Source organism: Pseudomonas berkeleyensis, from assembly GCF_014109765.1.
GTDB lineage: Bacteria > Pseudomonadota > Gammaproteobacteria > Pseudomonadales > Pseudomonadaceae > Aquipseudomonas > Aquipseudomonas berkeleyensis.
This window is the reverse complement of the sequence record NZ_CP059139.1, coordinates 1312417-1334162: the sequence shown is the minus strand read 5'-3', so window position 1 is coordinate 1334162 and position 21746 is coordinate 1312417. Positions and strand designations below refer to the sequence as shown.

General features: G+C 54.7%; 34 protein-coding genes, 1 tRNA gene and 1 pseudogene. 28 read left to right on the top strand and 8 right to left on the bottom strand.

The window, feature by feature from the left end:
- The first annotated feature begins 2 nt into the window (after positions 1 to 2).
- Entirely contained in the window at positions 3 to 260 is a 258-nt protein-coding gene (locus tag HS968_RS06210) for a bacteriocin immunity protein (RefSeq protein WP_182370601.1), read from the top strand.
- Between the two features lie 335 nt (positions 261 to 595).
- Here the strand turns inward: HS968_RS06210 and HS968_RS06205 are convergent, their stop codons facing one another.
- From HS968_RS06205 to HS968_RS06190, 4 genes are all read right to left on the bottom strand, one after another.
- A complete protein-coding gene (locus HS968_RS06205) occupies positions 596 to 1552 on the bottom strand; it encodes a DUF4435 domain-containing protein (protein WP_182370600.1) in 957 nt (318 codons plus the stop codon).
- Entirely contained in the window at positions 1545 to 2900 is a 1356-nt protein-coding gene (locus HS968_RS06200) for an AAA family ATPase (RefSeq protein ID WP_182370599.1), read from the bottom strand. The genes HS968_RS06205 and HS968_RS06200 overlap by 8 nt, the downstream gene beginning before the upstream one ends.
- Before the next feature lie 85 nt (positions 2901 to 2985).
- A complete protein-coding gene (locus tag HS968_RS06195) occupies positions 2986 to 3315 on the bottom strand; it encodes a hypothetical protein (RefSeq protein WP_182370598.1) in 330 nt (109 codons plus the stop codon).
- A gap of 157 nt (positions 3316 to 3472) precedes the next feature.
- Entirely contained in the window at positions 3473 to 3841 is a 369-nt protein-coding gene (locus HS968_RS06190; RefSeq protein ID WP_182370597.1) for a hypothetical protein, read from the bottom strand.
- 472 nt (positions 3842 to 4313) lie between these two features.
- Here HS968_RS06190 and HS968_RS06185 point away from each other — a divergent pair, with 472 nt between their 5' ends.
- The 18 genes and pseudogenes from HS968_RS06185 to HS968_RS06110 all read left to right on the top strand — a co-directional run bounded on the left by HS968_RS06185 (position 4314) and on the right by HS968_RS06110 (position 14872).
- The gene (locus HS968_RS06185) at positions 4314 to 4586 is read left to right on the top strand and encodes a MerR family transcriptional regulator (protein ID WP_170965270.1); all 273 of its coding nucleotides are present in this window, start codon (positions 4314 to 4316) and stop codon (positions 4584 to 4586) included.
- The gene (locus HS968_RS06180; RefSeq protein ID WP_182370596.1) at positions 4579 to 4815 is read left to right on the top strand and encodes a hypothetical protein; all 237 of its coding nucleotides are present in this window, start codon (positions 4579 to 4581) and stop codon (positions 4813 to 4815) included. Before HS968_RS06185 ends, HS968_RS06180 begins: the two co-directional genes overlap by 8 nt.
- Positions 4812 to 4889, top strand: a pseudogene (locus HS968_RS26625) (Arc family DNA-binding protein); the annotation flags it as partial. The gene HS968_RS06180 and the pseudogene HS968_RS26625, both read left to right, overlap by 4 nt.
- 79 nt (positions 4890 to 4968) lie before the next feature.
- Complete coding sequence (gene pflM, locus HS968_RS06175) at positions 4969 to 5343, top strand: lysogeny maintenance protein PflM (protein ID WP_238338958.1); 375 nt, start codon at positions 4969 to 4971, stop codon at positions 5341 to 5343.
- 4 nt (positions 5344 to 5347) lie between these two features.
- A complete protein-coding gene (locus HS968_RS06170; RefSeq protein ID WP_182370594.1) occupies positions 5348 to 5659 on the top strand; it encodes a hypothetical protein in 312 nt (103 codons plus the stop codon).
- 253 nt (positions 5660 to 5912) lie between these two features.
- A complete protein-coding gene (locus tag HS968_RS06165; RefSeq protein WP_182366603.1) occupies positions 5913 to 6281 on the top strand; it encodes a hypothetical protein in 369 nt (122 codons plus the stop codon).
- A 15-nt stretch (positions 6282 to 6296) separates the two neighbouring features.
- Positions 6297 to 6476 (top strand): hypothetical protein, encoded by a 180-nt coding sequence (locus HS968_RS06160; RefSeq protein ID WP_106739102.1) that lies wholly within the window; start codon positions 6297 to 6299, stop codon positions 6474 to 6476.
- A 26-nt stretch (positions 6477 to 6502) separates the two neighbouring features.
- The gene (locus HS968_RS26495; RefSeq protein WP_272970784.1) at positions 6503 to 6625 is read left to right on the top strand and encodes a hypothetical protein; all 123 of its coding nucleotides are present in this window, start codon (positions 6503 to 6505) and stop codon (positions 6623 to 6625) included.
- Between the two features lie 2 nt (positions 6626 to 6627).
- A complete protein-coding gene (locus tag HS968_RS06155) occupies positions 6628 to 6876 on the top strand; it encodes a hypothetical protein (RefSeq protein ID WP_182366605.1) in 249 nt (82 codons plus the stop codon).
- 5 nt (positions 6877 to 6881) lie between these two features.
- Positions 6882 to 7151, top strand: coding sequence for a major capsid protein (locus HS968_RS06150; RefSeq protein WP_182366607.1), 270 nt, complete (start codon positions 6882 to 6884; stop codon positions 7149 to 7151).
- Positions 7152 to 7693: 542 nt separating this feature from the next.
- Positions 7694 to 8659 (top strand): hypothetical protein, encoded by a 966-nt coding sequence (locus tag HS968_RS06145; RefSeq protein WP_182366609.1) that lies wholly within the window; start codon positions 7694 to 7696, stop codon positions 8657 to 8659.
- A 3-nt stretch (positions 8660 to 8662) separates the two neighbouring features.
- Positions 8663 to 9019, top strand: coding sequence for a DUF2523 family protein (locus HS968_RS06140; protein WP_182366611.1), 357 nt, complete (start codon positions 8663 to 8665; stop codon positions 9017 to 9019).
- A gap of 2 nt (positions 9020 to 9021) precedes the next feature.
- Positions 9022 to 10302 carry a zonular occludens toxin domain-containing protein gene (locus HS968_RS06135; protein WP_182370593.1) on the top strand — a complete coding sequence of 427 codons (1281 nt, stop codon included), beginning with the start codon at positions 9022 to 9024 and terminating at the stop codon, positions 10300 to 10302.
- A 122-nt stretch (positions 10303 to 10424) separates the two neighbouring features.
- Complete coding sequence (locus HS968_RS06130) at positions 10425 to 11708, top strand: hypothetical protein (protein ID WP_182370592.1); 1284 nt, start codon at positions 10425 to 10427, stop codon at positions 11706 to 11708.
- Positions 11705 to 12703 (top strand): phage integrase, encoded by a 999-nt coding sequence (locus HS968_RS06125; protein ID WP_182370591.1) that lies wholly within the window; start codon positions 11705 to 11707, stop codon positions 12701 to 12703. The genes HS968_RS06130 and HS968_RS06125 overlap by 4 nt, the downstream gene beginning before the upstream one ends.
- A 50-nt stretch (positions 12704 to 12753) precedes the next feature.
- On the top strand, positions 12754 to 13083 hold the full coding sequence (locus HS968_RS06120) for an excalibur calcium-binding domain-containing protein (protein WP_182370590.1): 330 nt from the start codon (positions 12754 to 12756) through the stop codon (positions 13081 to 13083).
- A 297-nt stretch (positions 13084 to 13380) separates the two neighbouring features.
- Complete coding sequence (locus HS968_RS06115) at positions 13381 to 13596, top strand: hypothetical protein (protein ID WP_182370589.1); 216 nt, start codon at positions 13381 to 13383, stop codon at positions 13594 to 13596.
- The gene (locus HS968_RS06110; protein WP_182370588.1) at positions 13580 to 14872 is read left to right on the top strand and encodes a hypothetical protein; all 1293 of its coding nucleotides are present in this window, start codon (positions 13580 to 13582) and stop codon (positions 14870 to 14872) included. The genes HS968_RS06115 and HS968_RS06110 overlap by 17 nt, the downstream gene beginning before the upstream one ends.
- A 6-nt stretch (positions 14873 to 14878) precedes the next feature.
- Here HS968_RS06110 and HS968_RS06105 read toward each other — a convergent pair whose 3' ends face one another.
- The gene (locus HS968_RS06105; RefSeq protein WP_182370587.1) at positions 14879 to 15445 is read right to left on the bottom strand and encodes a hypothetical protein; all 567 of its coding nucleotides are present in this window, start codon (positions 15443 to 15445) and stop codon (positions 14879 to 14881) included.
- Positions 15446 to 15502: 57 nt separating this feature from the next.
- Positions 15503 to 15781: a DNA-binding protein gene (locus tag HS968_RS06100; RefSeq protein ID WP_182370586.1), complete on the bottom strand. Its 279-nt coding sequence runs from the start codon at positions 15779 to 15781 to the stop codon at positions 15503 to 15505.
- A gap of 139 nt (positions 15782 to 15920) precedes the next feature.
- Between HS968_RS06100 and HS968_RS06095 the strand changes: the two genes are divergently transcribed.
- From HS968_RS06095 to HS968_RS06070, 6 genes are all read left to right on the top strand, one after another.
- Positions 15921 to 16202, top strand: coding sequence for a helix-turn-helix domain-containing protein (locus tag HS968_RS06095; protein WP_182371698.1), 282 nt, complete (start codon positions 15921 to 15923; stop codon positions 16200 to 16202).
- Positions 16195 to 16443, top strand: a complete 249-nt coding sequence (locus HS968_RS06090) for a hypothetical protein (protein ID WP_182370585.1) — start codon at positions 16195 to 16197, stop codon at positions 16441 to 16443. The genes HS968_RS06095 and HS968_RS06090 overlap by 8 nt, the downstream gene beginning before the upstream one ends.
- Positions 16436 to 16825 carry a hypothetical protein gene (locus tag HS968_RS06085; protein ID WP_182370584.1) on the top strand — a complete coding sequence of 130 codons (390 nt, stop codon included), beginning with the start codon at positions 16436 to 16438 and terminating at the stop codon, positions 16823 to 16825. Before HS968_RS06090 ends, HS968_RS06085 begins: the two co-directional genes overlap by 8 nt.
- A 515-nt stretch (positions 16826 to 17340) precedes the next feature.
- Positions 17341 to 18624, top strand: coding sequence for a hypothetical protein (locus HS968_RS06080; protein ID WP_182370583.1), 1284 nt, complete (start codon positions 17341 to 17343; stop codon positions 18622 to 18624).
- Positions 18621 to 19610 (top strand): phage integrase, encoded by a 990-nt coding sequence (locus HS968_RS06075; RefSeq protein WP_182370582.1) that lies wholly within the window; start codon positions 18621 to 18623, stop codon positions 19608 to 19610. The genes HS968_RS06080 and HS968_RS06075 overlap by 4 nt, the downstream gene beginning before the upstream one ends.
- 46 nt (positions 19611 to 19656) lie before the next feature.
- Positions 19657 to 19944, top strand: a complete 288-nt coding sequence (locus HS968_RS06070; protein WP_182370581.1) for a hypothetical protein — start codon at positions 19657 to 19659, stop codon at positions 19942 to 19944.
- A 75-nt stretch (positions 19945 to 20019) separates the two neighbouring features.
- Here the strand turns inward: HS968_RS06070 and HS968_RS06065 are convergent.
- Positions 20020 to 20096, bottom strand: a tRNA-Met gene (locus HS968_RS06065).
- A gap of 253 nt (positions 20097 to 20349) precedes the next feature.
- Here HS968_RS06065 and HS968_RS06060 point away from each other — a divergent pair.
- On the top strand, positions 20350 to 20559 hold the full coding sequence (locus HS968_RS06060) for a hypothetical protein (protein ID WP_182371697.1): 210 nt from the start codon (positions 20350 to 20352) through the stop codon (positions 20557 to 20559).
- Here HS968_RS06060 and HS968_RS06055 read toward each other — a convergent pair.
- Positions 20556 to 20912, bottom strand: coding sequence for an excalibur calcium-binding domain-containing protein (locus HS968_RS06055; RefSeq protein WP_182370580.1), 357 nt, complete (start codon positions 20910 to 20912; stop codon positions 20556 to 20558). The two genes, HS968_RS06060 and HS968_RS06055, sit on opposite strands and share 4 nt — an antisense overlap.
- Positions 20913 to 21055: 143 nt before the next feature.
- Here HS968_RS06055 and HS968_RS06050 point away from each other — a divergent pair, with 143 nt between their 5' ends.
- Both HS968_RS06050 and HS968_RS06045 read left to right on the top strand, forming a co-directional pair.
- Complete coding sequence (locus HS968_RS06050; protein WP_182370579.1) at positions 21056 to 21229, top strand: hypothetical protein; 174 nt, start codon at positions 21056 to 21058, stop codon at positions 21227 to 21229.
- Positions 21230 to 21255: 26 nt separating this feature from the next.
- A complete protein-coding gene (locus HS968_RS06045) occupies positions 21256 to 21702 on the top strand; it encodes a hypothetical protein (protein ID WP_182370578.1) in 447 nt (148 codons plus the stop codon).
- Positions 21703 to 21746 lie beyond the last annotated feature (44 nt).

The following is a 21746-nucleotide window of genomic DNA, read 5'->3' as shown; positions in this document are numbered from 1 at the left end:
CGATGAAACGTCAATTCGAAGACTACACAGAGGCCGAGTTCATCGCATTCATGGAAGATATTTTCCGGGAGAATGAAGCGGAAACAGATGACCGACTAGATATCCTACTGGATCAATTCCGAGAGCTTACGGGGCATCCAGACGGAACGGATTTGATCTACTATTGCGAGTCTGACGCCGAATGTACCCCAGCGCGTATCACACAAAAGATAAAGTCTTGGCGCACCGCTAACGGACTGCCAGGCTTCAGAGCTGACTAGCCGCCATACTCGGGTGAGCGCAATGATGATCAGGTTCTGATATCCGCTCCTTCATGCCGCCGACTATCAGCGGCATGAACCCACATGACGTGCCCCATACAGCAGGGGCAAGAAAGGGACAGTTCGGGGACACTGCCCAAATAAAAAGGGGCTAGCTTGCGCTAACCCCTTGAAATTTATGGTGGCTACACCGGGACTTGAACCTGGGACATCAGCATTATGAATCCGTTACGAACCGCCCGACTGAGCCAGAAAGCCCCATAAACCGAGCATTTCAGCCCATCCCCAAGCTGGTTAAACCAGTCCTTTTCAGAAAATATTCCCTATGTAGTCACCTATGCCATTTGCACCGAACAGACCTTCTCATTTACTCCGTTCAAGAATTCATGCAAACATTCTGGTGTTTCGGCGTACTGCGATGCAGCTGACAGCACGTGATTAGACATTGCAGAGTTATCGATCTTTATTCTTCTACCAAAATTATTTTGAGTAAAATTTGCAAGATATCCATCATGCTTTAATAAATCAAGGTACGCTCGCAAGACTAAAATCTCTTGCTTCCCCCTGAAGCGCAATGCCGGCTGCCTAGAGACCTCATCCCAACACTGGCTTGTTTTGACAAAGTCTTTAAATTCTTGCCTTTCAGACTCTCTCCCCTCGATAAAATAGCGTCCTTTTACCAAGGAAACTCTAAGACTCTCTTCAACTGAAACACTCAACTTAACAAGCTTATCAAGGCTTATTCTCTTATTATTCTTGACCTTCCTCACATAAAGAAATACCGAATTAGCTAACCTAGTCCTCCTATTTGAATGGAACGAGCGCTGGATCGACTCATACTTATCAACAAGGAATCTAAGTATTTGCTCTCTATTCTCTATTTCATAATCGGTCAACCCGCACTCCGCCTCTAAAAGCCTCTCTACTGCTCTCGGAGTACAATATAAATTCTCTACAGAGTAGCACGGCGTCACATACACATCATCGCTCGACACTAGATCATCAAAGTCGCGATCAATAAAAAAATATACGAAATCATCTTTTAGCCTCGGATGCTTTCGTATCGATTCTCTTAGTTCAATAACTTTCTGCTTTCCACCCACCGACATTGCCTTCCATGCATGCTTTATAATTGCTCCGAACTTTGCCGTGTAAAATTTTGGGTCATCCTTTCCCTCCAGAACAAAGACCACTTTACCTTTCCCATCTCCAGCCCTAACCTTCAGGTACTCAACAAAATAGACTTCTGGCTCAGTAGCAAACTCTAACAACCGCACCAATCTATCAGTCATTATCTGCCACCGGCTCAATAAAATAAGACTTAAGATCACTTGCATAGTCAATTGTATTAGAGATAATAAATGGACTATGAGTCATCGCCAGCAGCATCTCACAACTGCCACTATTTATTACATCCGGCAACAACTGCCTTTGCCATTCCACAGACAAGGAGAGCTCAGGCTCATCAAACAGAACAAACAACCCTTGCCCTTTTTCGAGCATCAGTTTAGAGAAAAGGGATACTATTTGCTTCTCGCCTGAAGACAACTGCTCAAACTCAATACCATTACCGGTATCAAGGCAAGTTATAAAGACCTCCAAGGTTGTCTCGTCATAAGTCATTTTCTTATTGACAAAATAGCTCGAACAAATCTCAGCAAATCTTCCTAACGCATTGTCTTTCTCTCTTTGCTCCAAAAAAGCGCTGTACATCTTAGAGAGAAAGTATACAAGCGCCTCGTTTCGCTCATCATTAAAATCGGTGGGGGATTTTACTTTTGCAGCGATCAGCTCTTTATCCTCTTGGGACAATGATTTCCCGAAGCGATTCAGAACCAAACCAAGTGAATCAATATTGTTCTGAATCAGCATTCTATCTTCCTCAGTTAGAGAAAGCCCTTTAACTAGCCGATTCAATATCTCCCCATTAATGCGAGACATAGAGTCATTACAAGAAGTTAAAATTTCCTTCTTTATCGACTCAAGGGTAGCCTGCACATCCGACAGACCAAAACGAATATACTCATTCCCCTGTATGCCATCATCAGATTTTAAAGAAGATATCAAATCTTCGACCCGGCGATATGTCGGCAAGTACAACGTCTTTAGAGGAAAATTATCTTTTATCGCCTTAAAAAATCCAAGATTCTGCTTCTTCAGGGCGACCGATTCTTTTTCCTCTATAAGATCCCGCAATGCAATTGAACTAAATGGAAAGCTGCGGCTAACTCCAGACACCTCAATGGGTTTATCTTTAAACAAACGCCTCATTTCAGCGTGTATTGCTTTACTTGAGTTATTAGCCGTCACTATCTCCAGTATCGCCGCAAATGTTTCCTCATCAACTTTTGATCTTATATGCTCGTATGCCCTCGACTCCCACTCATACTCAAGGTCGCTCTTTGAGATACTTATCGACTCTTTCGCATTTGAAAATTTTATCTCTAGCGAATTAAAACTAGCATCCCTTAACTTCTTTATATTCCCATTTAAAGTAGCATCGATTATTTTTAATATAGTTGTCTTACCCTGCCCATTCTCAGAAAGCAAAATACTATAGGGGGTTGCAAAATCAATTTGGATATTCTTATGCCCATGCATTCCATATATAGTAAAATGCTCAATAATTGGTTTTTTCATTTCACCCCTCTGAATCCATATAAACTTATATTTAGCCAACTCTGAAAATCATATTTCAAAGCTCAAGAACCCCAATCCCTTACGGTCACCATTCTTTAGTTCTTAGCCCTTCTATACACTCTTTCACGTCATCATCAATTACGTTCCCTGGTTTGATGCATTCCTTCATGGTGCGACGAACCCCGCGATTGGCTTCGCGTTCTCGCTTGTCTTGGGCTTTTAGATTAGATCGGGCGGCTTCGCCCATGGGGCCTTTGGATCCGGCGAACAGTTCGTTCACCAGCTTCTGCATGCCTTTGCCGTAGGCTTCGGCAGCAGGTCTGAGAGCATCACCCACTTGGGTGGCAACGGGCTTGGATTCTTCTGCGAAAGCGGGGCTTGCGGCTAGGGCCAGTGCCAACAGCATCCTTTTCATTGGTATTCTCCATTCCTTCGGGCGTACCAGCGTCTAGCTACTTTCTGGGTGGTCGCTATCCCGCGTGTGGATTGGCCTCGCTATAGCCAGGCCCCTTCTGGCCATTCTCTGGCATCAAATCGCCAGCAAGCAAGCACCACTTATGTCTACCCCTGCCCTACTCCCTTGCCCGTTTTCTACGGGCCGACACTGCTCCGGCGGTCGCAAAGACCACCATGACCATGCCAATCAGTAGCTTGTGGCCCAGCTGAGGCACGTTGATTGTCATGAACCAAGCGAGCGCAGCCACGATAGGCCAATCGAACAGATAGAGCTGCTTCACACCTAGCAGCGGATTCCAGTGCTTCGATACAAGGCTTAACCAGATAGCTGAGACAACACACACGATGGAGAGAAAGCCAGCGTCGTTGTTCTCGTAGAACCTCAGCCCTATATAAGCCAATACGCCTAGAGCCCCGCCAGCCCCTATTGAACAGGCCAGGGCTTTGCTGCGAGGGAATTTTTCGAGGGCTTCGAGCGTGATCATTGCTTGCCGTCCTTGACCTGCTTACGGGCGTACCAGCGCCTAGCTACTTCCTGGGTGATCGCTATCCCGCGTTTGGATTGGCCAAGTTTCGATTGGCTTCGTCGTAGTCAGGACTTATATGGCCATTCTCAGGCTCGATCCGGCCGGATATCAGCCATAACGCGTATTCAGGGTACGCGTCTGCAAGCACACCCACCTCTACCGTGCTGATTCGGATAGCTCCCCGACTGATGTTCTTCCATCTGTCGTGATTCTTCCCGCCCAGCTCGCTCAGCTGCTTCGGGCCTATCCGCTTGATCAATTGAAGCGCTCTATCTCTAACCGCGTCCATTTATAAAAAATCAATAGGCGTAAATTTTACTCCAGCAAAATCTTGGCGTAATATTCACTCCGAGAGTAAAAGTTACGCTTTAGGAGCGCCGCATTAGGTTCCCAAAAGTGGAACGTTGGGTCGGATTATAGGGGTAATTACATGGAACAGTCTGGTGTAGTGGGGCTTTCGATTTCGGGAGACGCCCAACGCGTAACGGATTTCCGCGACGCACCGTTCTGCACGAAATACGTGCTGGCTCAGCTCCTGGGCACTGAGCAAATCAGCGAAGACGTGGTGCGCGGCTGGATCGAAAGCCACACCGTCCCGACCGTGAAAATCGGCCGTCACCGCGTCATCAACCTGCACCGCATCCGCCGCGACCTCGACCGAGGCAAAACCATCTTCTGCGCGGGGGATTACAGCGATGACTAATCCCTCTCACCAACAGTTCTATGAACGCGTAGAACGCGACCTTGCTCGTCTAGCTGCTGGCGGCAAGGACTCTCGCGAATCCTTCCTGTTCTACCTGCTCGGCTACATCGAAGGCTTCTATGAAGCAGGCGCTATCTCGGGCAATGAATCCGGCCGCCTCGTCCAGCAGGCCCACGCTGCCGGTGTCACTGGAAAACTGAAAATCGATGGCAAGGGGTGGTCTGCATGAGCCGCACCTACCCGCAATTCAAGCTGCGCATGCCGCCAGCCCTCCGCGCCCAAGTGGAGCTAGCCGCATGGAAGGCCAAGCGTTCCCTGAACGCCGAAATCGTCACCCGCCTGCAAGCCAGCTTCACCCAAGCAACGCCCGAGGTGTCGGCCAATGACCAACACGAGCCAGTACCTGCTATCGCACCACAAGGATTGCGGCTGCCAGAGCTGCTTCGCCCGCAATCCACGGGGCAAGACGTTCGCCTTTCACCGACACCCGCACGCCGACAACTGCGATTGCTCTGTGTGCTGGTTGAACCGCAACTGGGTGCCGGTGCGCCGCGTTACCTCCCCTTCCACACCATGCACCGAGTGCCGCCCCGCGCAATGGTCAAAGGTAAATGGTCGCAACCACGTTACGCCGGCCTATACCTGCGAGAAACACACGCCACCGTCCCGACCGGAGAAGTATTGGAGCGTTGTGAGCGACACCGGCAAGCCAACGCCTTTCGTGCCGTTACGGGAACCGTTCGAACTGGTGGGGTGATCGCATGACCGTTTCCTTCCGCACTGGCCGCTATCTGGTCGCCCTGCTCTGGCATTCGGCGCCTTGGGGCTTTATCGGTTTTGCCGTGGGCTGCGTGTTCGGCACCTGGCAAGCCGTCGAGCTGCTGGAGTCGGTGGATGACTACTTCTATCAGGCAATGGCAAAGGTCGTTCACCAGTGCACCCCCGACGAACTCACCGCCATCGCCGAAGCTGATCCGGTCAAGGGCCGCGCCCCCGGCTTGTCCGAACACGCTCCACCGTTCGGTCAAACGGAGGCACGGGCGGAGCGCACCCTTGAACACCCACCACCTTAAATAGCCTCCGCTCGTGAGTGTGGGGCAGCTCCACCGCCCCGCGCTCCCGAGCCCTCGGCGGCAAGAGTGGGATTACAAGGGCAAAGCCCTTGGTGTTGAACAACTAACCCGCTGCACCAGCGGCGCTAACTGAAAACCTCGGCAAGTCGAGAAAACCACCTGGGCAAAAACGCGAAGTTTGCCCGTGTGGACTCGCTCGGCCTGCTGAAAGGCAAACCCGCGCACTAACGCGCAACTAAGCGAGGAAACACACATGGCACGCACCACTATGGAACTGGCATTCATCAGCGCTGAGCGCGTGAAGTTCGACAACGTGGATCTGGTGAAGCTGTACCTGGGCGACGAACCGGACGGCGAAAAGGATCTGGGCGTCTCCCTGCTCTCGATGCAGGTAGCAGAAGGCTCCCTGGACGAAGTCTGGGCGTCCTGCAAAGGCCTCGATGTGCTGGAGACCGTCCGCGTCACCGTGGAAATCGACCGGGGCTCCAAGAACGCGGGCAAGTTCATCGTCCTGCACGTCGAGTCGGCCAAGCCTGCTCAGGCCGGCAAGCCTGCCGCCCCGCAAGGCACCCAACAACAAGCCAAGCCGACCGGCACCCAGCCGGACGCGGCCAAGGCCTAACCGGAGGGCGCCGCCGTGCTGATCGTTGATCGCGTGCTGTGCGACTGCTGCGGGCAGCCCATGGGCCAGCTCTATAGCCAGCCTGCCCCACAGCCCGACCTGCTGCCCGATCTGAACCAGGCGCCCCACCAAACCCTGTGCCCCGACTGCCTGGACATGGCTGAGGTCATCCGCGACCCCAGCCTGGCTGAGTAGTCGGGCAACTGCTGGAGCGCTGTTCCATGAATCGCCTGTTCTTCCTCGCCGCACTCGCCTTTGCGAGTGGCTACGTCCTCGGCTCTGCCGATGGCTTCGCTGAGGGCGTGAACTGGGCGCCCATCGATAGCGTTCTGCCGAGGTACTGAATATGGCTCTGGTGTGGGTTCAAGGCTGCTCGGCATGGACGACGGATCCCGATTCGTCCGTTCGCTGCACAGCCCTTGAATGGCATCAGGCCTACCTGATCCCTCCCGAGGCCGCTGGCTATGTGGACATTCTGGTCTCAGGGGGATTTTCGCCAGAGGCGTTCGCCGTCGGTTTCGGCGGCACGCTGCTGGTTTTCGCAATCGGCCTTTCCGGTGGAATGGTCGCATCCATCCTTCGACGTATGAGGTAACACCCATGCAACAACTGAAAACCCAACTGCAAAACGGCGCTTCGTCCTTCGGTCGCGCCCGTCGCTATGCCCGCAACGCCGCTATCGGTGCTGGTGTCGCCATGGCTTCCGCTGGCCAGGCCATGGCCGCTGCCATCCCCATCGACATCAGTGGCATCGAAGCGCAGATCACTGCTGGCGGTACCAGCGCGGGTCAGGTCGCGGGCTACGTCGCCCTGGCTCTGGCTGTGCTGGCCTGCGCCGGTGTCGTGTTCGGCATGCTGCGCAAGGCCTAACCCGTGCTCTGGTCAGTGATGCTCGGCGCGTTCGTAGCCGGGGCGTTCATAACCGGCTTCCGAACTGGCGAGTTTTTCTGACTGAGGTGAGGGGCCGAAAGGCCCCTTATTTGTTTATGCGCTGCTTATTTTTAATTTTGTCACTTATATCTTCCTCTTTAAGTGCTGAGAGTTATTATTGGAAATATCACTCTGGCACTAATAGTGGTTCTGTTTCAATCGATATAGACAAGAGATACGACTCTCCGCAATCTGCGTGTTCTGACTATTGGTCTTCTGCGAATGATGGCAAGGCCTACGTATTAACTATTCAGGGTTCCGATTCTTTAGGTAGGCCTCTTTATCGTTGCTCATGGAATCCCGATAGATTCACAACTGCAGCTACCTTTATAGGTCTTTTTGGTGACTCGTGCCCCCCGGGTACGTTTTTTGATGCATCAGTTACTGATGGTTCTAGTCAGTGCCGATCACTAGATCCCTGTGGTGAGTTAGAGGGCCAAGAAGTCGAGTGGGACTCTTCTGAGGTTGTCTTTTCTGCTTGCATGACCAACAAATGCGAAGCGGTCATGACAAACTCTATTTACGCCAGTAGTAACAAACGCCAAGCCTATAAGACCGATGTGAACGAGGATGTTCTGTTCAGGAACTACGGCGTCTACTCCGGCCAATCCTGTTTTGATCCCAGCGGTTCCCCCTCCGACACCCCCGCGCCTCAACCGACCGAATCCAGCTCAAGCAACAGCTGCACGGCAACCGTTACGGACGCCGAAGGTCGCCAGGTCAGCTCTTGTGAAGACACCGACATTTTCAAGGATCAACGCGCTTGCCTCCAGGCTGGTGGTGCTCTTGGCTCCACGGATTTTGGTACCGGCGCCATGCTCACCTGTGTTCAGAGCAAAGGCCCTAAAGCCACTCAAACCCACACCCAGACACAAAAGACCGTCGAGCCCACGGCCAACGGCGGTACCAAGACCACTACCACCGCGACCACTACGATCAAGAACTGCGTCGGCACCAACGCCTGTACCACCAAAACCACCACCACTACCCACACCAGCGTCACCAACGGTGATGGAACGCCAGGAGGTGAAACGAACAACTGCAAGGGGGACGACTGCAAGGGGTCTGGCGACAAGTCTGGTGAAGGTGAAGACAAGGGCGATGATGAAGAGGATGACGGCATTCCCGGCCCTTCAACAGCGCTTGCCAAAGGCGAACAATCTTCCTTGCAAGATGCCTTCTCTGAGTGGGACGAAAAGATTGAAACGGCTCGCGGCGAACTGGATGAAAAGATTGCTCAGTACAGCGATCTGTTCTCCGGCGTCTTCGACCTTAACTTAGGTTCGTCCTCGGGCTCGTTGCCTTGCAAACAAGTTCCGATTTCGTTTGGCGCAACTAAAACCACCCTCGATATGTGCCTGGACAACTTCAGCGAACCGCTGGGTTACATACGTTACGCCCTTCTTTTGGCTGCCGCCGCGCTGGCTGCATTAATTATTCTGAGGTGAATGATGGAATGGATTGCGGGTGTTATTGATAACTTCTTTACCTTCATACAGTGGGTGTGGGATTTTTTAACCACAGGCATCTATGAGCTGATTAAAGACTTCCTCGTCCTGCTGACCAAGGCGGCTATTTATTCCTGGGTCTCGCTACAGGTCATGGCGCTGGAAGTCGCTTATGAGGCCGCGCAAGGCATCATGTCGGATATCGGTGTGGCGGAGGCTGTTCGTCAGCGCTGGGCTGGTCTGCCTGCCGAAGTGGCGTCTGCACTCTCCTTCTTCGGTATCCCCCAGGCGCTGAACATCATCTTTTCCGCGCTCTCGACCCGCTTCGTCCTCAAGTTCGTACCGTTCCTGGGGCGCTAAGCATGTCGATCAAGATTCACCACGGCCCCAACGGCTCCTATAAAACATCCGGCGCGATACAGGACGACGCGGTGCCGGCTCTCAAGGAAGGCCGGCTGATCATCACCAACGTCCGCGGCTTCACCCTGGAACGCGTGCTGCAGGTCATGCCGGATATTCCGGAAACGGTCGACATCATCAACCTCGACCTTGAATCGCTCGATGATATGGAGCGCATGCGCACCTGGTTCCAGTGGGCGCCGCGCGGCGCGTTCATCATCTTTGATGAAACCCAACTGGTCTTCCCCAAGGCCTGGCGCGAACGCGATCTGGAACGCTTCGATTTTCCGGGCGGCCCCGAGGCGGCGGCGAAAGCTGACCGCCCGATGAGCTGGCTCGACGGCTGGACACGCCACCGGCATTGGAACTGGGACATCGTCCTCACCACTCCGAATATCGCCTACATACGCGACGACATCCGCATGACCTGTGAGATGGCTTACAGGCATTCCAACCTTGCCGTGATCGGCATTAGTGGCCGTTACAAGGAGGCCCAGCATGACGCTCAAGTCAACCGTCCCCCCATGGAAGGAACGGTCATCGAATACAAGCGTATCAAGCCCGATACCTTCCGCCTCTACCAGTCCACCGCCACCGGAAAAACCCAGGACACCAAGGCCGGCAAAAGTCTTCTCAAGTCGCCTAAGCTACTTGCTCTACTGGTATTTATGGCCATTCTTGTTGTCGCTCTACTATCTCTCGGCGGCATCGATTTCGGCCCTGCTACAGCTGACAAAGCCAATCCTGGCCCGCCTGCGGACACCCCTCCGTCTAGCGCTACGCCTGCTGCGGTTTCTGACTCTCCGCTTGCTGCTCTTCGTATTCCTAATGTGGCTGACCAGCAAAGTGCTGTTCCTGCTCCTGACCTGAATCACCCGCTCGCGGGGCGAACATTCGTCCTGCGCGGTGTGCTCTTCGCCGAACGCAACGGCAAGCCCGTGCAGGTTGGCCAACTGGAGGTCGTCGACGCAAACGGCTCCGTTCTGAGGCAAAGCTTTGCTGACCTCCACAAGCTCGGCTACTTGATCCACGTGCGCAGTGAATGCTTCGTGGATATCCAGCACCCGATGGGATTCAAAGGAACGGCCATCTGTCCGGGCGTGAGACCAAGAGAAGTCGCGTCATCCGCTCAAACACCCGGAACCAGTAGCGTTTCCGTGCCTTCCCAGCCCACCCAAGCTGCATCCCCAGTCCGCGTCACGGTGGTTCCGGATAACGAATATGCCAGCAGGCCGTGGCGCTGATGCGCGAGCGCCGAAGTGGTTCAGTTCAGAACGCAGGCGCGAGCGCGCACGCCGCTGACGTCCCTGTAGCACGTCAGATAAACAGACTTAAGCGTCCACATTGCACCAGAGAGATACAGAGAATGAGCGCACCAAAGGACTACTACCGCATTGATATTGAGACCGGGAAAGAAGACCCGAAAAGTCGTCTCTTCTGTGATCCTCGAGCGGGTGGTTTCGTGGATCTGTCCAACGTCCGAATCCTGGCCTGTAGCGTCGATACCGTCCGCCAGTTGTACCGTGGCCTGATCCGCCCTGAAATCATGTGCCTGTTCGAGAAGCCCGGCACCATCGTCGATTTCGCTGGCCAGCGTTGGCACTCGGGGCGTGTCAGCAAGGATTCCGGCTACCAGTACAAGCTGCAAAACGCTGACCTTGGCATCATCCTGCTGGTGAAGAATTTCAACGCCAAGCTTGAGAACATCGGCCCCCACCTGAAAATCGAAGTCTCGCCCCACGCTATCGACACCTTCTCACCTGAGCGCCTGCAAGAACGCCTGGACTACTACGCCAGCCACGTCCTGACCAACGTCGAACGCAACCAATGCGCCGTTCACCTCGCGCTTGACCTCCAAGGCTGGCAACCGCCTGCCGATCTGGTAGCCCGTATGCACTGCCGCGCACGTGCAGCCCGTGATATCTCCGGCATCAAGGAAATCCAGTGGACGCTGGAGTCTGCCACCTACGGCAAAGGCCAGTCGTATCTGTTCGGCTCCGCTGGAGGCGTCCAGCTCGGTATCTACAACAAGACCGAACAGGCCCGCGCCATCGATAAACTCGACTATTGGGAAGGCGTCTGGAGGCGTCGCGATAGCTTCGACGAAACCGACCCGGACAACTACAACCCCGAGCAAGACGTGTGGCGTGTCGAGCTGCGTTATCACCACTCTGTCATCCAGCAATTCGCTTCGGGCTCTGTTGATCTACACACAAACCAGGCCATCGAAACCAACAGCTACGCCGCCTTTGCTCCGCACCTCGACGGCCTGTGGCGCTATGGCCTACGCCAATTCAAGTTGCTGGCTCGCCCTGGTTACTTCGAACCCATCTGGACGCTGATCCGTGACGACGTGCGCGTCGATCTGCCGGTCGATTCCCTGGTGGACGAAACCGAGTACAAGCGCCAATACAAGACCTCACGGGGCTTCTCCGGCAAGAACGTGGAACTGTTCCTGGGAAACTTCGTCAGCCTGCTGGCACGGGAGCGAGTGGGCGCTAGAAAGGCTTTCTATCGGCTCAAGGATTGGGAGTGCTGGCCGGTGATCCGCGACCACTATGCCGCCAAGGGCATGGATGAAGACGGGCTGTACAAGCACATCAAAGGCATTCTTGAGGAACGTCATATCCGCTGGGGGCGTGCTGTATGACGGCTAGAAAAGACGGCAACACCTGGACAGCTGACTTCTACGAAAACGGCCGCTCGGGTCGTCGTATTCGCAAGAAGGGCTTCAAAACCAAGGCTGCAGCCCAGCGCTATGAATCCGAGTTCTTCGCCAGCCTGAACACTACCGGCCGACCGCTCGATGATCGCCTGTCGGATCTGGTGACGCTCTGGCATGAATTGCACGGCTGCTCACTCAAGGATGCCAAGCATCGGCTTGCCCGCACCCTGGCCACTGTCGAACGTCTCGGCAATCCGATGGCCTCCAACTTCGATGCCCTCGCCTGGGCACGCTATCGTCAGACTCGCCTAAAGGACGTCAGCCCGCACACCGTCAACCACGAACAGCGCTACCTGTCGGCAGTGTTCTCCGAACTGATCCGCCTGGGTGCCTGGGTCGGCAACAATCCGTTGGCCAAGGTTCGCCAGATTAAGACCGACCAGACCGAGCTGACGTTTCTGACCTTGCAGCAGGTCGAACAACTGCTTGAAGAGTGCAAACGCTCGACCAACAACCATACCTATCCGGTTGCGCTGATCTGCTTAGCCACTGGCGCCCGATGGGACGAAGCGGAATCACTGCAACGCGGTGCTCTGTTCGGCGGTAAGGCCCATTTTCACCGAACGAAAAACCGTCAGTCCCGGTCGGTGCCGATCCCGAAAGAGGTCGAAGAGATAGCCTTAAAGGTAGGAATGCCGGGAAATGGCCGATTGTTCATGCCCTGCCGGTCGGCATTCCGGTCTGCTTACCAGCGTTGCGGCTTCCACACACCTGGCCAGATGACCCACATCCTCCGGCACACCTTCGCGAGCCATTACATGATGGGCGGTGGTGACATCCTGGGCCTGCAACGCATCCTCGGGCACTCAACTATCACCATGACCATGCGCTATGCGCACCTGTCGCCTGATCATCTGGAGTCTGCGCTTCGTCTATCTCCACTCAATCAAAGCGGTCATACTGTGATAACAGGGAGGTGAGACGGTTCGTCATATATCGCCCTTATGCTACTTAGCTTACGGGGTCAAAATTGAAGAATCTGATCATTGCTCTACTGATCGGCGCTGCTGTCTGGCAATTTTATCTGAAACCTAATTCAGAGCGCTCTGATAGCTCGACCTCATACCCTGCTAGTCAACCGACAACTAGCGTCTCCAGTGGTATACCAACTAGCTTAACTCAGCCATCTATCAGCCCTGCAAGGCCTGCTACTCCGTCTTACTCTTGTGACGGTCGAACCCATTGTTCTCAAATGACTTCGTGCGCTGAGGCCACTTTTTTCCTTCGTAATTGCCCTGGCACGAAGATGGACGGCGACAACGATGGCGTGCCATGTGAACAGCAATGGTGCCGCTGGTAGTCAGGGTGTAGTCACTTCGTAGTCACTGCCCCAGAAACGACAAAGGGCTAGCCGAAGCTAACCCTTTGATAAATATGGTGGCTACACCGGGACTTGAACCTGGGACATCAGCATTATGAAAAAGCGCCACCTCCCTCGGTAGAAGCTGGAAGCCTGTAAAAACAGGGCTTCCGCCCGTGCCGGCTATTGGCTAGTATCCATTGCATGGTGTTTTGAGGCCGTAAGGGGACACCCCTTCCGCCTGAACAGTGGCGCTTCTGGGACAGCCAGCACGCCATTCTGCATGGAAGCTTCCTTATGACCCGATTCCTCCCCGCCCTGATCCCCCCCCTGCCGCTGATCTACTCATCAGAAATCTGTAAATGGACGGATGAGATCAGCTGCGTCCACTTTTGTGGCAAGCCAAAGGACAAGGATCAAGCAGAACAGCTCTCGCTCAACATCAACCTTCAAATTTATAAAAACGAGCCTTTTACACACAAAGGAGCAAGCACCCTTGAGCCAAATAATTAAAATACCAAGACTAAAAGATAAAGCAATAATTGATTGCTTTAAAGAGATTGCAGAAAACCTAAGCGCACACAGCCCAAGCGCTAATCTATCGCTACTAGGCTCAGCAAGCATCAATTTCGACCCTCAACAACCAGAACAAAATCAAGATATAGCAGACTTAATAAAGAAAAACTCTGAACTTATTTTTTCTTTATCCTTTAGCGCTGGAGGGTTTAGCGCAAGACTGTATCGCGGAGGTGCCGCAGAAACAAAATCCCCTTACACCGACGATATAAACTTAGCCCCAGGAAACAACTGCAAATTAACCGAATCTGAAAAAATAGAACTTGGCTATACAATAATAAAAAAGCTTAAAGCTATTGAGCCAGGCAGAACTGTTGGCAGCAAAGGCTCTAAAGAGCAAGAGGAATTAGCTTCAATTCACGAAGCAACACTAAAGCGGCTTGAGGAATTAAGCGAAAAACTAATATCCGACAACCACGAATATAGAGAAAAGCTAGACCTACTACACGAACACAAACAGAACTCCTTAGAAGAAGAATTTAAGGAAAAGGATCAAACACTTAAAAAAGAATATCAAGAACTAAAAGATTTGCTTCAAGAAAAGGAACAGGAATTCGAAAATAGAAAGCAAGAGCTGGACAGTAAAAGTAATACCCACGCAAGAAGGCAAATACGTAAAGACATCATTGGCGAAATAAAGAAGCGTCAAACCGAATTTAAACTAACCAGCGGAACCAACAAGCTTAGAACACCTATTGCATTAGCAATGCTAGGCCTTATCGCTGTTTTCGTCGTGCTCTCTGGATTTTCCATACGTGACTTCTACCACGCCCTTACTCTCAACAACACGAGTGCGTTGTGGATACCGGGAATAAAACAGATTGTTTATTCATTTGGTGCTGTCGGCTCTATTCTTTTTTATATCCGCTGGCAAAATCGCTGGTTTGAACAGCACTCACTTGCCGAGTTCCACCTAAAGCAGCTCGAACTTGATATGGAAAGAGCAAGCTGGATTGTAGAAACAAGCCTAGAATGGAACGATGCAAAAGGAAACTCAATACCGCCAGAGCTATTGGACAGCTTGAGTAGAAACCTATTTACACCTCAGGGTGAAAAAGTGGAAAACTTAGTCCACCCAGCCGACCAACTTGCATCTGCAATTATGGGAACAGCATCTATGGTTAAATTAAAAACAGGCAACACGGAAGTTGAAATTGATCCACGCAAGTTGAGAAAAGTCAAAACAGAGATAGACACAAACAACCAGCCATAGCCCTACTTATTCCTCTTCGCCAACCTCGATTGATTGAAGAGGAATAATGTTACCCTCTATGTTAAATGCCGCCACATACTCACACTCCATCTCAGCACCAAGCCCATGGATAAACTGAACGTCACTGCTTCGATAGATGATATGCCCTACCTTCTTGGGAGCATCATTCCTGCGCAACAATAGGAATAGCCCTCGTTCATTTTTGAACGAGCGGACGTGCTCAGGCTCTATGCCTAGATGCCCGCAGGCCTGCCTGAAGCCAAGCGCTCTGTCTTTGTTGGTGAAGTGGATTACGTCGAGATAGATTTCATCAGTAGCATCGAGCGTGCTTATCTTTGTCGCCGTCAAAGGCGGGAAGCCTGGAAGTTGCTCAAGGCTCGATGGCTCTTTGAGCCGGTATTCTGTGCTGTAGGTGCCGATGAAGACCGGCACGTCGTCCACCAGATCGCCGTCCGGTACTAGCACTTTGTAGATGTGAGGGAACGTTATGTTGGTCTTCGGGCACGTGTAGCGGTCATCAGCGTTTGACCTGCGCAGGTGCTCAAAGCTCGCCATGTCGATGATGTTTCCCATGCCCTTCTCCCTGGAGTCACGTTGTTCGGCTGAACCATCGCCGGGCCACTTCCGCTGTTACCTGCTGCCCGCTTCTTGTCCTTCCAATTTTAGGTCTGCTTCGGCGTAGGCCGGGCTGATCTGTCCACGGCTCAGGTCGATTTCGCCTGTCCGCAGCCAAAGGCTGTACTGCTGGTATGCGCCTGCAATGGCATCCAGCTCGTTTGTTCTCACCTGAGCATCTTTGTTGTAACGGATTGTCTTGAGCCTTTCAGGCTTGAGACCCGTTGCATCGGCGACCGCTCGATGACCCAGCATATGCACTAAGGCTCTAACGCGGTCTTGAGTTAATTCCATTCGTTCTTACCACTGCCAGGTAAAATATTTACCGGCGCCCATCATAGGTATATATTTTATCCAGGCGGTAAATATTTTACCGCCACCCCAAACACCCCTTAATGACAGTTTATGAGCATTTCATAGGCAGGGATAGGCAATGACTACTCAGCACCTGAACGAACCACCTTTCGATGTCAGCTTCGACGTAGACGGCAAACGCGTCATCTACCTCGACTGCCGTAACGCCCTCACCTGCAGCAAGGAAACCTTCGCTGCCATGAACGGTGTTTCCACCGACACCGTAATCGCCTGGATGCAGAGCGGCACCATCCCCAGCGTGAAGATGGGCCGCCCTCGCCTCGTCCACCTCGCCCAAATCCGCACCGATCTGGCCAAGGGCAAGACCGTCTTCGTACCGGGGGATTACAAAGATGAATAAGGCCAACCCGAACCACGGCAACGTCGTCCCACTGGGTGCAGCCATCAGCGATCTGTGCAGCATCGTCACCTTTGCATCTGCCAGCGGCATTCCGGTCGATGAAGTGACCGAGTGGGTAGAAGACGGCACCCTGCCCAGCGTGACCTTTGCCGACTTCCGCATGGTCAACGTCGGCAAGCTCCGCGCCGATCTGCTGAGCGGTAAGGAGTCCTTCAAGGCGGGGGGCTACAGCCATGAATAGCTACGGCCTCACCCTGGATGCCTCCAATGCCTTTGGCTATATCGGCCAGACCGTGCTTGTAGAGCTGGCCTGGGATGGTGAGCCGCATTCCTTCTGGTACTGCCTGCATATCGTTGGCGTAGTTCTCCCCATCCCAGGGCTGTATGAACAAGGCTACTTCCTGACCCTGAAAATGGACGGCGAGGATCAATTTCCCAACGAGGTGTTCTTCACGAACATCCGCACTATCAGGGCGATGCGGTACCGCGACCGGCATGGTTCCGGCAACGTACTGGGCCGCATGACCCTGACCCATTCGGCCGGGTCAGGGGCCGCGCTCCCGGCTCGTCGGAACAGCTTCACCGTTCCGGCGAACGGAAGCACGGGCGCAGCGCACCCTTGACCCCGCACCATGAATATCAGCCTGACAACGGGAGTGTGGGGTAGCTTCACCACCCCGCGCTCCCGAGCCCTCGGCGGCAAGAGTGGGATGACAAGGGCAAAGCCCTTGGTGTTGATCCAACCGCGCCCGCAGCACTTCGCTGACTGCCTCCACCTCGTGTTCCTGGCGCTTCTGAGCGCTTTCCTCTGGTACGCCAGCCTCCCGCCCTTTGAACGTCCCCAGGTGCCTTCCTACATCCAGGAACAAGCGTGCCTGATCGACCGGCAAGACCGAGTTGAATACCCCGAGCACTGGATGGAAAGAGATACGTGCGCAGCTGCTGGCTCACGTGCGCACGCCGAGGTACGAGGCGCGCGACGCGTGCCAGCGGCGGTGGCGCGTACGAGCGAGCGCCGGAGTGGCTCCGTACAGAGCGAAGGCGCGAGCGAGGCACGCGCCTTCGCGCTGACGTCCCTGTAACACGTCAGATAACAAGCCGTTGAACGAGTGACAAACCTTCAATAACAGGAAATCAGATGGACGCCGTTAAAGACTTCTTCCGCGTTGATAACCAAACCGGCCTTGAGTCCCCTCATGGTCGGCTGTTCCTGGACATCGGTAAGACCGGCTTTGTCGACTTGTCCGGCGTGCGCCTGCTTCGCTGTGGCGTCGATACTGTCAGGCAGCTCTACAAGGGCCTGCTCCGCCCTGAAATCCTGGGTTTGTTCGACAAGCCAGGCGCCATTGTCGACTTCGCTGGCGATCGCTGGCATTCCGGCCGGGTAAGCCGTGACTCGGGCTACCAGTACAAGCTGCAGAATGCCGACCTGGGCTTTGTGCTGCTGGTGAAGAACTTCAACGCCAAGGCCGAGAACATCGGCCCACACCTGAAAATCGAGGTGTCCCCCCATGCCATCGACAACCTGTCTCCCGAGCGCCTGCAGGCCCGCCTCGACCACTACGCCTCCCAGGTGCTGACCAACATCGAGGTCAACCAATGCGCGGTGCACCTGGCTCTCGATCTGCAGGGCTGGACGCCTCCCGCCGATCTGGTCAGCAACATGCATTGCCGTGCCCGCTCGCACCGTGATGTATCCGGCATCAACGAACTGCACTGGGCCACGAAATCCAGTGTGTATGGCCGCGGTGAAACCTCGATGTTCGGCTCGGCCAACGGTCTGCAGCTGTGCATCTACAACAAGACCGAACAGGCCAAGGCCACCGATAAGCTCGACTACTGGGAAAGCGTCTGGCGTCAGCGTGACAGCTTCGACGAAACCGACCCGGACAACTACAACCCGACCCAGGATGTATGGCGCATCGAGCTGCGTTACCACCATTCCATCGTCCAGCAGTTCGCCAGTGGCTCGGTAGACCTACAGAGCGGACAAGTGATCGACACCCGCACCTTTGCAGCCTTCGCTGGGCATCTGGACGGCCTGTGGCGCTATGGCCTGAACCAGTTCAAGTACCTTGCTCGACGTGGCTACTACGCCCCGATCTGGACGCTGATTCGCGACGACGTGCGTGTCGATCTGCCGGTCGATTCCCTGCTCGATGACACCGACTACAGGCGCTACTACAAGACCTCGCGGGGCTTTTCAGGCAAGAACGTGGAACTGTTCCTGGGAAACTTCGTAAGCCTGCTGGCACGGGAGCGAGTGGGCGCTAGAAAAGCTTTTTACACCCTCAAGGAATGGGACTGCTGGCCGGTGATCCGCGATCACTATGCAGCCAAGGGGCTCGATGAAGACAACCTGTACAAGCACATCAAAGGGCTGCTTGAGGAACGCAACGTGCGTTGGGGGCGAGCCGTTTGATCAGCAAAGGCAGCAGCGGCTGGGAGGTCGATTTCTGGCTGGATAAGACTGCTGGCATCCGCAAGCGCAAACGAGGCTTTCGCACCAAGAGCGAGGCCGAACGCTGGGTATCCGACATTCGCCGCCAATACAGCCAACGTGGCCGTGACCCTGGCGAACGCCTCTCCGATCTGGTCGATACATGGCATGAGCTGCACGGCTCAACCCTGAAAGACCCATACCGCTACAGCCGCACCATGGCCATCGCCAAAGCCCTGGGTGATCCGATTGCCTCGACCTTCACCGCCCTGGACTTCGGCCGCTACCGCACCCAGCGCCTGAAAGACTGCACCCCGGCCACCGTGAACCATGAGCACCGCTACCTGAAAGCCGTCTTCAACGAGCTGATCCGCCTGGGCGTCTGGCATGAGGCCAACCCGCTGGCATTGCTGCGTCAGCTCAAGGTGGATGAAACAGAACGCGCCTTCCTCACCCTGGATGAATGCCGGCTTGTCCTGCAGGAATGCGCCGCCTCGACCAATAGCCATACATTGCCTGTCGCCAAAATCTGCCTGGCTACCGGTGCTCGATGGGATGAAGCCGAAAGCCTGACACGGCCCCAGGTATCCAATGGCCAAGTGCGCTTCGTGCGTACCAAGAATGGCAAGAGTCGTTCCGTGCCGATCCCGACCGAGCTGGAGAACCTCATCCTGTCGCGTGGCTACCCTGGAAACGGCAAGCTGTTCAGCTCCTGCAGATCAGCCTTCCGCAAGGCCTATGAACGCACCGGCCTGCATACGCCAGGACAGATGACCCACATCCTGCGCCACACCTTCGCCAGCCACTACATGATGCAAGGCGGGAACATCGTCACCCTGCAGCGCATCCTGGGCCACGGCGACATCAAGATGACCATGCGCTATTCGCACCTCGCGCCCGATCACTTCGCCACTGCCTTGACCCATTCGCCGCTGGCACTACTGGAAGTGCACGAAACTTCCGTCTAGCCTGTCCCCTGCAAGGCAGCTATTTGGTCAAAGCCAGGAGGGCTATATGGGAATGGAAGATCGTGAATGGTACAGGGACGAGCTGCGCAGCAAAGGCAAGAAGCCTTCCTGGGACAACTTCAATGTGGGCATAGCGCAATCACCCACACCCACTGAGGGTGAAGTGCCTCGCATTGCCAAGGCAGCAACGCCCCCGTCTGACATTCACCTGCAGGCACAACAGATCCTCGATGCTCGAGCACACGCCAGTAAAGGCAGCCCATGGCCGATGCTGTTGCTATCGTTCTTTGCTGTGAATGCTGCGGGCTATGTCGGCTACCTGTTCTTTAGGTAGGGACAAGAAAGGGACAGTTCGGGGACACCGGCCCAAATAAAAAGGGGCTAGCTTGCGCTAACCCCTTGAAATTTATGGTGGCTACACCGGGACTTGAACCTGGGACATCAGCATTATGAATGCTGCGCTCTAACCGACTGAGCTATGTAGCCAACGGCGCGCATTTTCCGCGTCTCGAATAGCGCTGTCAACCCCAGCACATCGATAAATTTACGTTTTATCAAGCGGTTAGGCTTCAGGGGAATCGGGCAGAGCAGGTGGTGGGTTCAAGGCTCGCGGCAAGCATCTTCACCTGCCTGCGCGACGCACGGACGGTGCTTGCGGGGCTGTGAGGCGATGCAGGAAAATTCGCCCCAGCCAGGCTGCAGCGCCGCCGCGCGCTGGCCAACGAACCAGGAGAGCACCTTGAGAGCGAGAGACGACTTCGACGATTTGCGGGCTGAGCGCGATATGCCGACGCGCTACCGAAACGAGCCCAACCGCTTCGCCGGGCTGTGGAAGCAGATCGCGATTGGTATCGTCGTCGGCTACAGCGTGCTCGGGATCGTCAGCGCGGTTGCCTGGATGATCGTCGCCCGACTCGTGCTCGGCGACCTCTCCATCAATCTGCCTTAACGGCCGCACCATTGCCCTTCACAGGGCACGCCATCGTTGTCGCCGTCCATCTTCGTGCCGGGGCAGTTGCGCAGAAAGTAGGTGGCTTCGGCACAGGAGGTCATCTGCGAACAGTGGGTACGGCCATCGCAGCGATATTGGCTGCTGGCGACCTGGGCGGCCGGCTGGTTGATCGAAGGTGGCGACCGTAGGCTGCCCTGCGAGAAAGAGGACGAGCTGGACTGCGTGGCCACCGGGCTTTCCATTACCGAGCCGTCGCTGGCGATATTACTGATCACCGGGCTGCCGGGTTTGCTCAGGTAGAACTGCCAAAAGGCGGCGCCCAGCAGCAGGATGATGATCAGCTTCTTCATTGCGCAGTCCCTTGCCGATTATGCGGAGTGATCACCAGTATTGGCTCACCGAGCCGGCAACGCCAGGGTTGGGCACTGACGCACTTGCCATCCCCTGCCCGCCTCTTCATCCTGCCCCATTGTTTTCGCAAAAGAGCCCTGTCATGACGCCCATCCAGAATATCGGCCTGGCGCTATTCGTCCTGCTTTCCGTCGGTGTCGCCATCGGCCACAAGACCGAGTGCGGCGATGGCCGCGTGGTGGAAACCTATCTGGCCAAGGGGCTGGCTTCAAAGGTGCTGGGGCATGATCTTTGCCATCAACCACAGCACCCCTGAACCAACCGAGCATTAAGGAAGATGTGATGAAAAAGTTCGCCCTGCTGGTCAGTTGCAGTCTTCTCGGCGCCTGCGCCAACTTCGGCTCGCAGCCACCGGTGCCGATTACCTCTCCCGTGGTGCAGGCGTTTCGCGATATCTGCCTGCAGACTGCGCCGAGCTTTGCCGAGGCGCATCGCGTGGCACGCCAGCATGGCATCACCGAGATGACCGATATGGGCTTTGCCACCATCGGCTTCAATGCGGACAAGAGCCTGAGCATTCAGGTCAAGGTCAGCCACGAATGCGTGGTGACCAGCGAGCCGCAGCAGGATGCGACGCTGACCAGCCAGTTGCTGACGGCCGCGGCGGTAAACGCCGGCACCACGGTGCCACGCAAGACGCCGGCGAAGATGATGATCGCCGGGCAACCGTTCATCCTGATGCATGACCGCGATGGTGGTGAGGCGTTCTTGATGCTCAAGCCGGAGTGAAGAAAGGCGACTAGCCCTCTCCCGCACGCAGGAGAGGGTTGCTG

What these genes read in the sequence shown, in the direction of transcription:
- HS968_RS06205 (WP_182370600.1), bottom strand. Translation starts at nt 1,552, where the DNA reads ATGACTGATAGATTGGTGCGGTTGTTAGAGTTTGCTACTGAGCCAGAA.
- HS968_RS06145 (WP_182366609.1), top strand. Translation starts at nt 7,694, where the DNA reads ATGACCAACAAATGCGAAGCGGTCATGACAAACTCTATTTACGCCAGT.
- HS968_RS06155 (WP_182366605.1), top strand. Translation starts at nt 6,628, where the DNA reads ATGGCTCTGGTGTGGGTTCAAGGCTGCTCGGCATGGACGACGGATCCC.
- HS968_RS06200 (WP_182370599.1), bottom strand. Translation starts at nt 2,900, where the DNA reads ATGAAAAAACCAATTATTGAGCATTTTACTATATATGGAATGCATGGG.
- HS968_RS06195 (WP_182370598.1), bottom strand. Translation starts at nt 3,315, where the DNA reads ATGAAAAGGATGCTGTTGGCACTGGCCCTAGCCGCAAGCCCCGCTTTC.
- HS968_RS06105 (WP_182370587.1), bottom strand. Translation starts at nt 15,445, where the DNA reads ATGGGAAACATCATCGACATGGCGAGCTTTGAGCACCTGCGCAGGTCA.
- HS968_RS06190 (WP_182370597.1), bottom strand. Translation starts at nt 3,841, where the DNA reads ATGATCACGCTCGAAGCCCTCGAAAAATTCCCTCGCAGCAAAGCCCTG.
- HS968_RS06170 (WP_182370594.1), top strand. Translation starts at nt 5,348, where the DNA reads ATGACCGTTTCCTTCCGCACTGGCCGCTATCTGGTCGCCCTGCTCTGG.
- HS968_RS06080 (WP_182370583.1), top strand. Translation starts at nt 17,341, where the DNA reads ATGGACGCCGTTAAAGACTTCTTCCGCGTTGATAACCAAACCGGCCTT.
- HS968_RS06090 (WP_182370585.1), top strand. Translation starts at nt 16,195, where the DNA reads ATGAATAAGGCCAACCCGAACCACGGCAACGTCGTCCCACTGGGTGCA.
- HS968_RS06210 (WP_182370601.1), top strand. Translation starts at nt 3, where the DNA reads ATGAAACGTCAATTCGAAGACTACACAGAGGCCGAGTTCATCGCATTC.
- HS968_RS06055 (WP_182370580.1), bottom strand. Translation starts at nt 20,912, where the DNA reads ATGAAGAAGCTGATCATCATCCTGCTGCTGGGCGCCGCCTTTTGGCAG.
- HS968_RS06150 (WP_182366607.1), top strand. Translation starts at nt 6,882, where the DNA reads ATGCAACAACTGAAAACCCAACTGCAAAACGGCGCTTCGTCCTTCGGT.
- HS968_RS06100 (WP_182370586.1), bottom strand. Translation starts at nt 15,781, where the DNA reads ATGGAATTAACTCAAGACCGCGTTAGAGCCTTAGTGCATATGCTGGGT.
- HS968_RS06130 (WP_182370592.1), top strand. Translation starts at nt 10,425, where the DNA reads ATGAGCGCACCAAAGGACTACTACCGCATTGATATTGAGACCGGGAAA.
- HS968_RS06085 (WP_182370584.1), top strand. Translation starts at nt 16,436, where the DNA reads ATGAATAGCTACGGCCTCACCCTGGATGCCTCCAATGCCTTTGGCTAT.
- pflM (WP_238338958.1), top strand. Translation starts at nt 4,969, where the DNA reads ATGACCAACACGAGCCAGTACCTGCTATCGCACCACAAGGATTGCGGC.
- HS968_RS06140 (WP_182366611.1), top strand. Translation starts at nt 8,663, where the DNA reads ATGGAATGGATTGCGGGTGTTATTGATAACTTCTTTACCTTCATACAG.
- HS968_RS06095 (WP_182371698.1), top strand. Translation starts at nt 15,921, where the DNA reads ATGACTACTCAGCACCTGAACGAACCACCTTTCGATGTCAGCTTCGAC.
- HS968_RS06050 (WP_182370579.1), top strand. Translation starts at nt 21,056, where the DNA reads ATGACGCCCATCCAGAATATCGGCCTGGCGCTATTCGTCCTGCTTTCC.
- HS968_RS06185 (WP_170965270.1), top strand. Translation starts at nt 4,314, where the DNA reads ATGGAACAGTCTGGTGTAGTGGGGCTTTCGATTTCGGGAGACGCCCAA.
- HS968_RS06180 (WP_182370596.1), top strand. Translation starts at nt 4,579, where the DNA reads ATGACTAATCCCTCTCACCAACAGTTCTATGAACGCGTAGAACGCGAC.
- HS968_RS06165 (WP_182366603.1), top strand. Translation starts at nt 5,913, where the DNA reads ATGGCACGCACCACTATGGAACTGGCATTCATCAGCGCTGAGCGCGTG.
- HS968_RS06115 (WP_182370589.1), top strand. Translation starts at nt 13,381, where the DNA reads ATGACCCGATTCCTCCCCGCCCTGATCCCCCCCCTGCCGCTGATCTAC.
- HS968_RS06045 (WP_182370578.1), top strand. Translation starts at nt 21,256, where the DNA reads ATGAAAAAGTTCGCCCTGCTGGTCAGTTGCAGTCTTCTCGGCGCCTGC.
- HS968_RS06070 (WP_182370581.1), top strand. Translation starts at nt 19,657, where the DNA reads ATGGGAATGGAAGATCGTGAATGGTACAGGGACGAGCTGCGCAGCAAA.
- HS968_RS06135 (WP_182370593.1), top strand. Translation starts at nt 9,022, where the DNA reads ATGTCGATCAAGATTCACCACGGCCCCAACGGCTCCTATAAAACATCC.
- HS968_RS06125 (WP_182370591.1), top strand. Translation starts at nt 11,705, where the DNA reads ATGACGGCTAGAAAAGACGGCAACACCTGGACAGCTGACTTCTACGAA.
- HS968_RS26495 (WP_272970784.1), top strand. Translation starts at nt 6,503, where the DNA reads ATGAATCGCCTGTTCTTCCTCGCCGCACTCGCCTTTGCGAGTGGCTAC.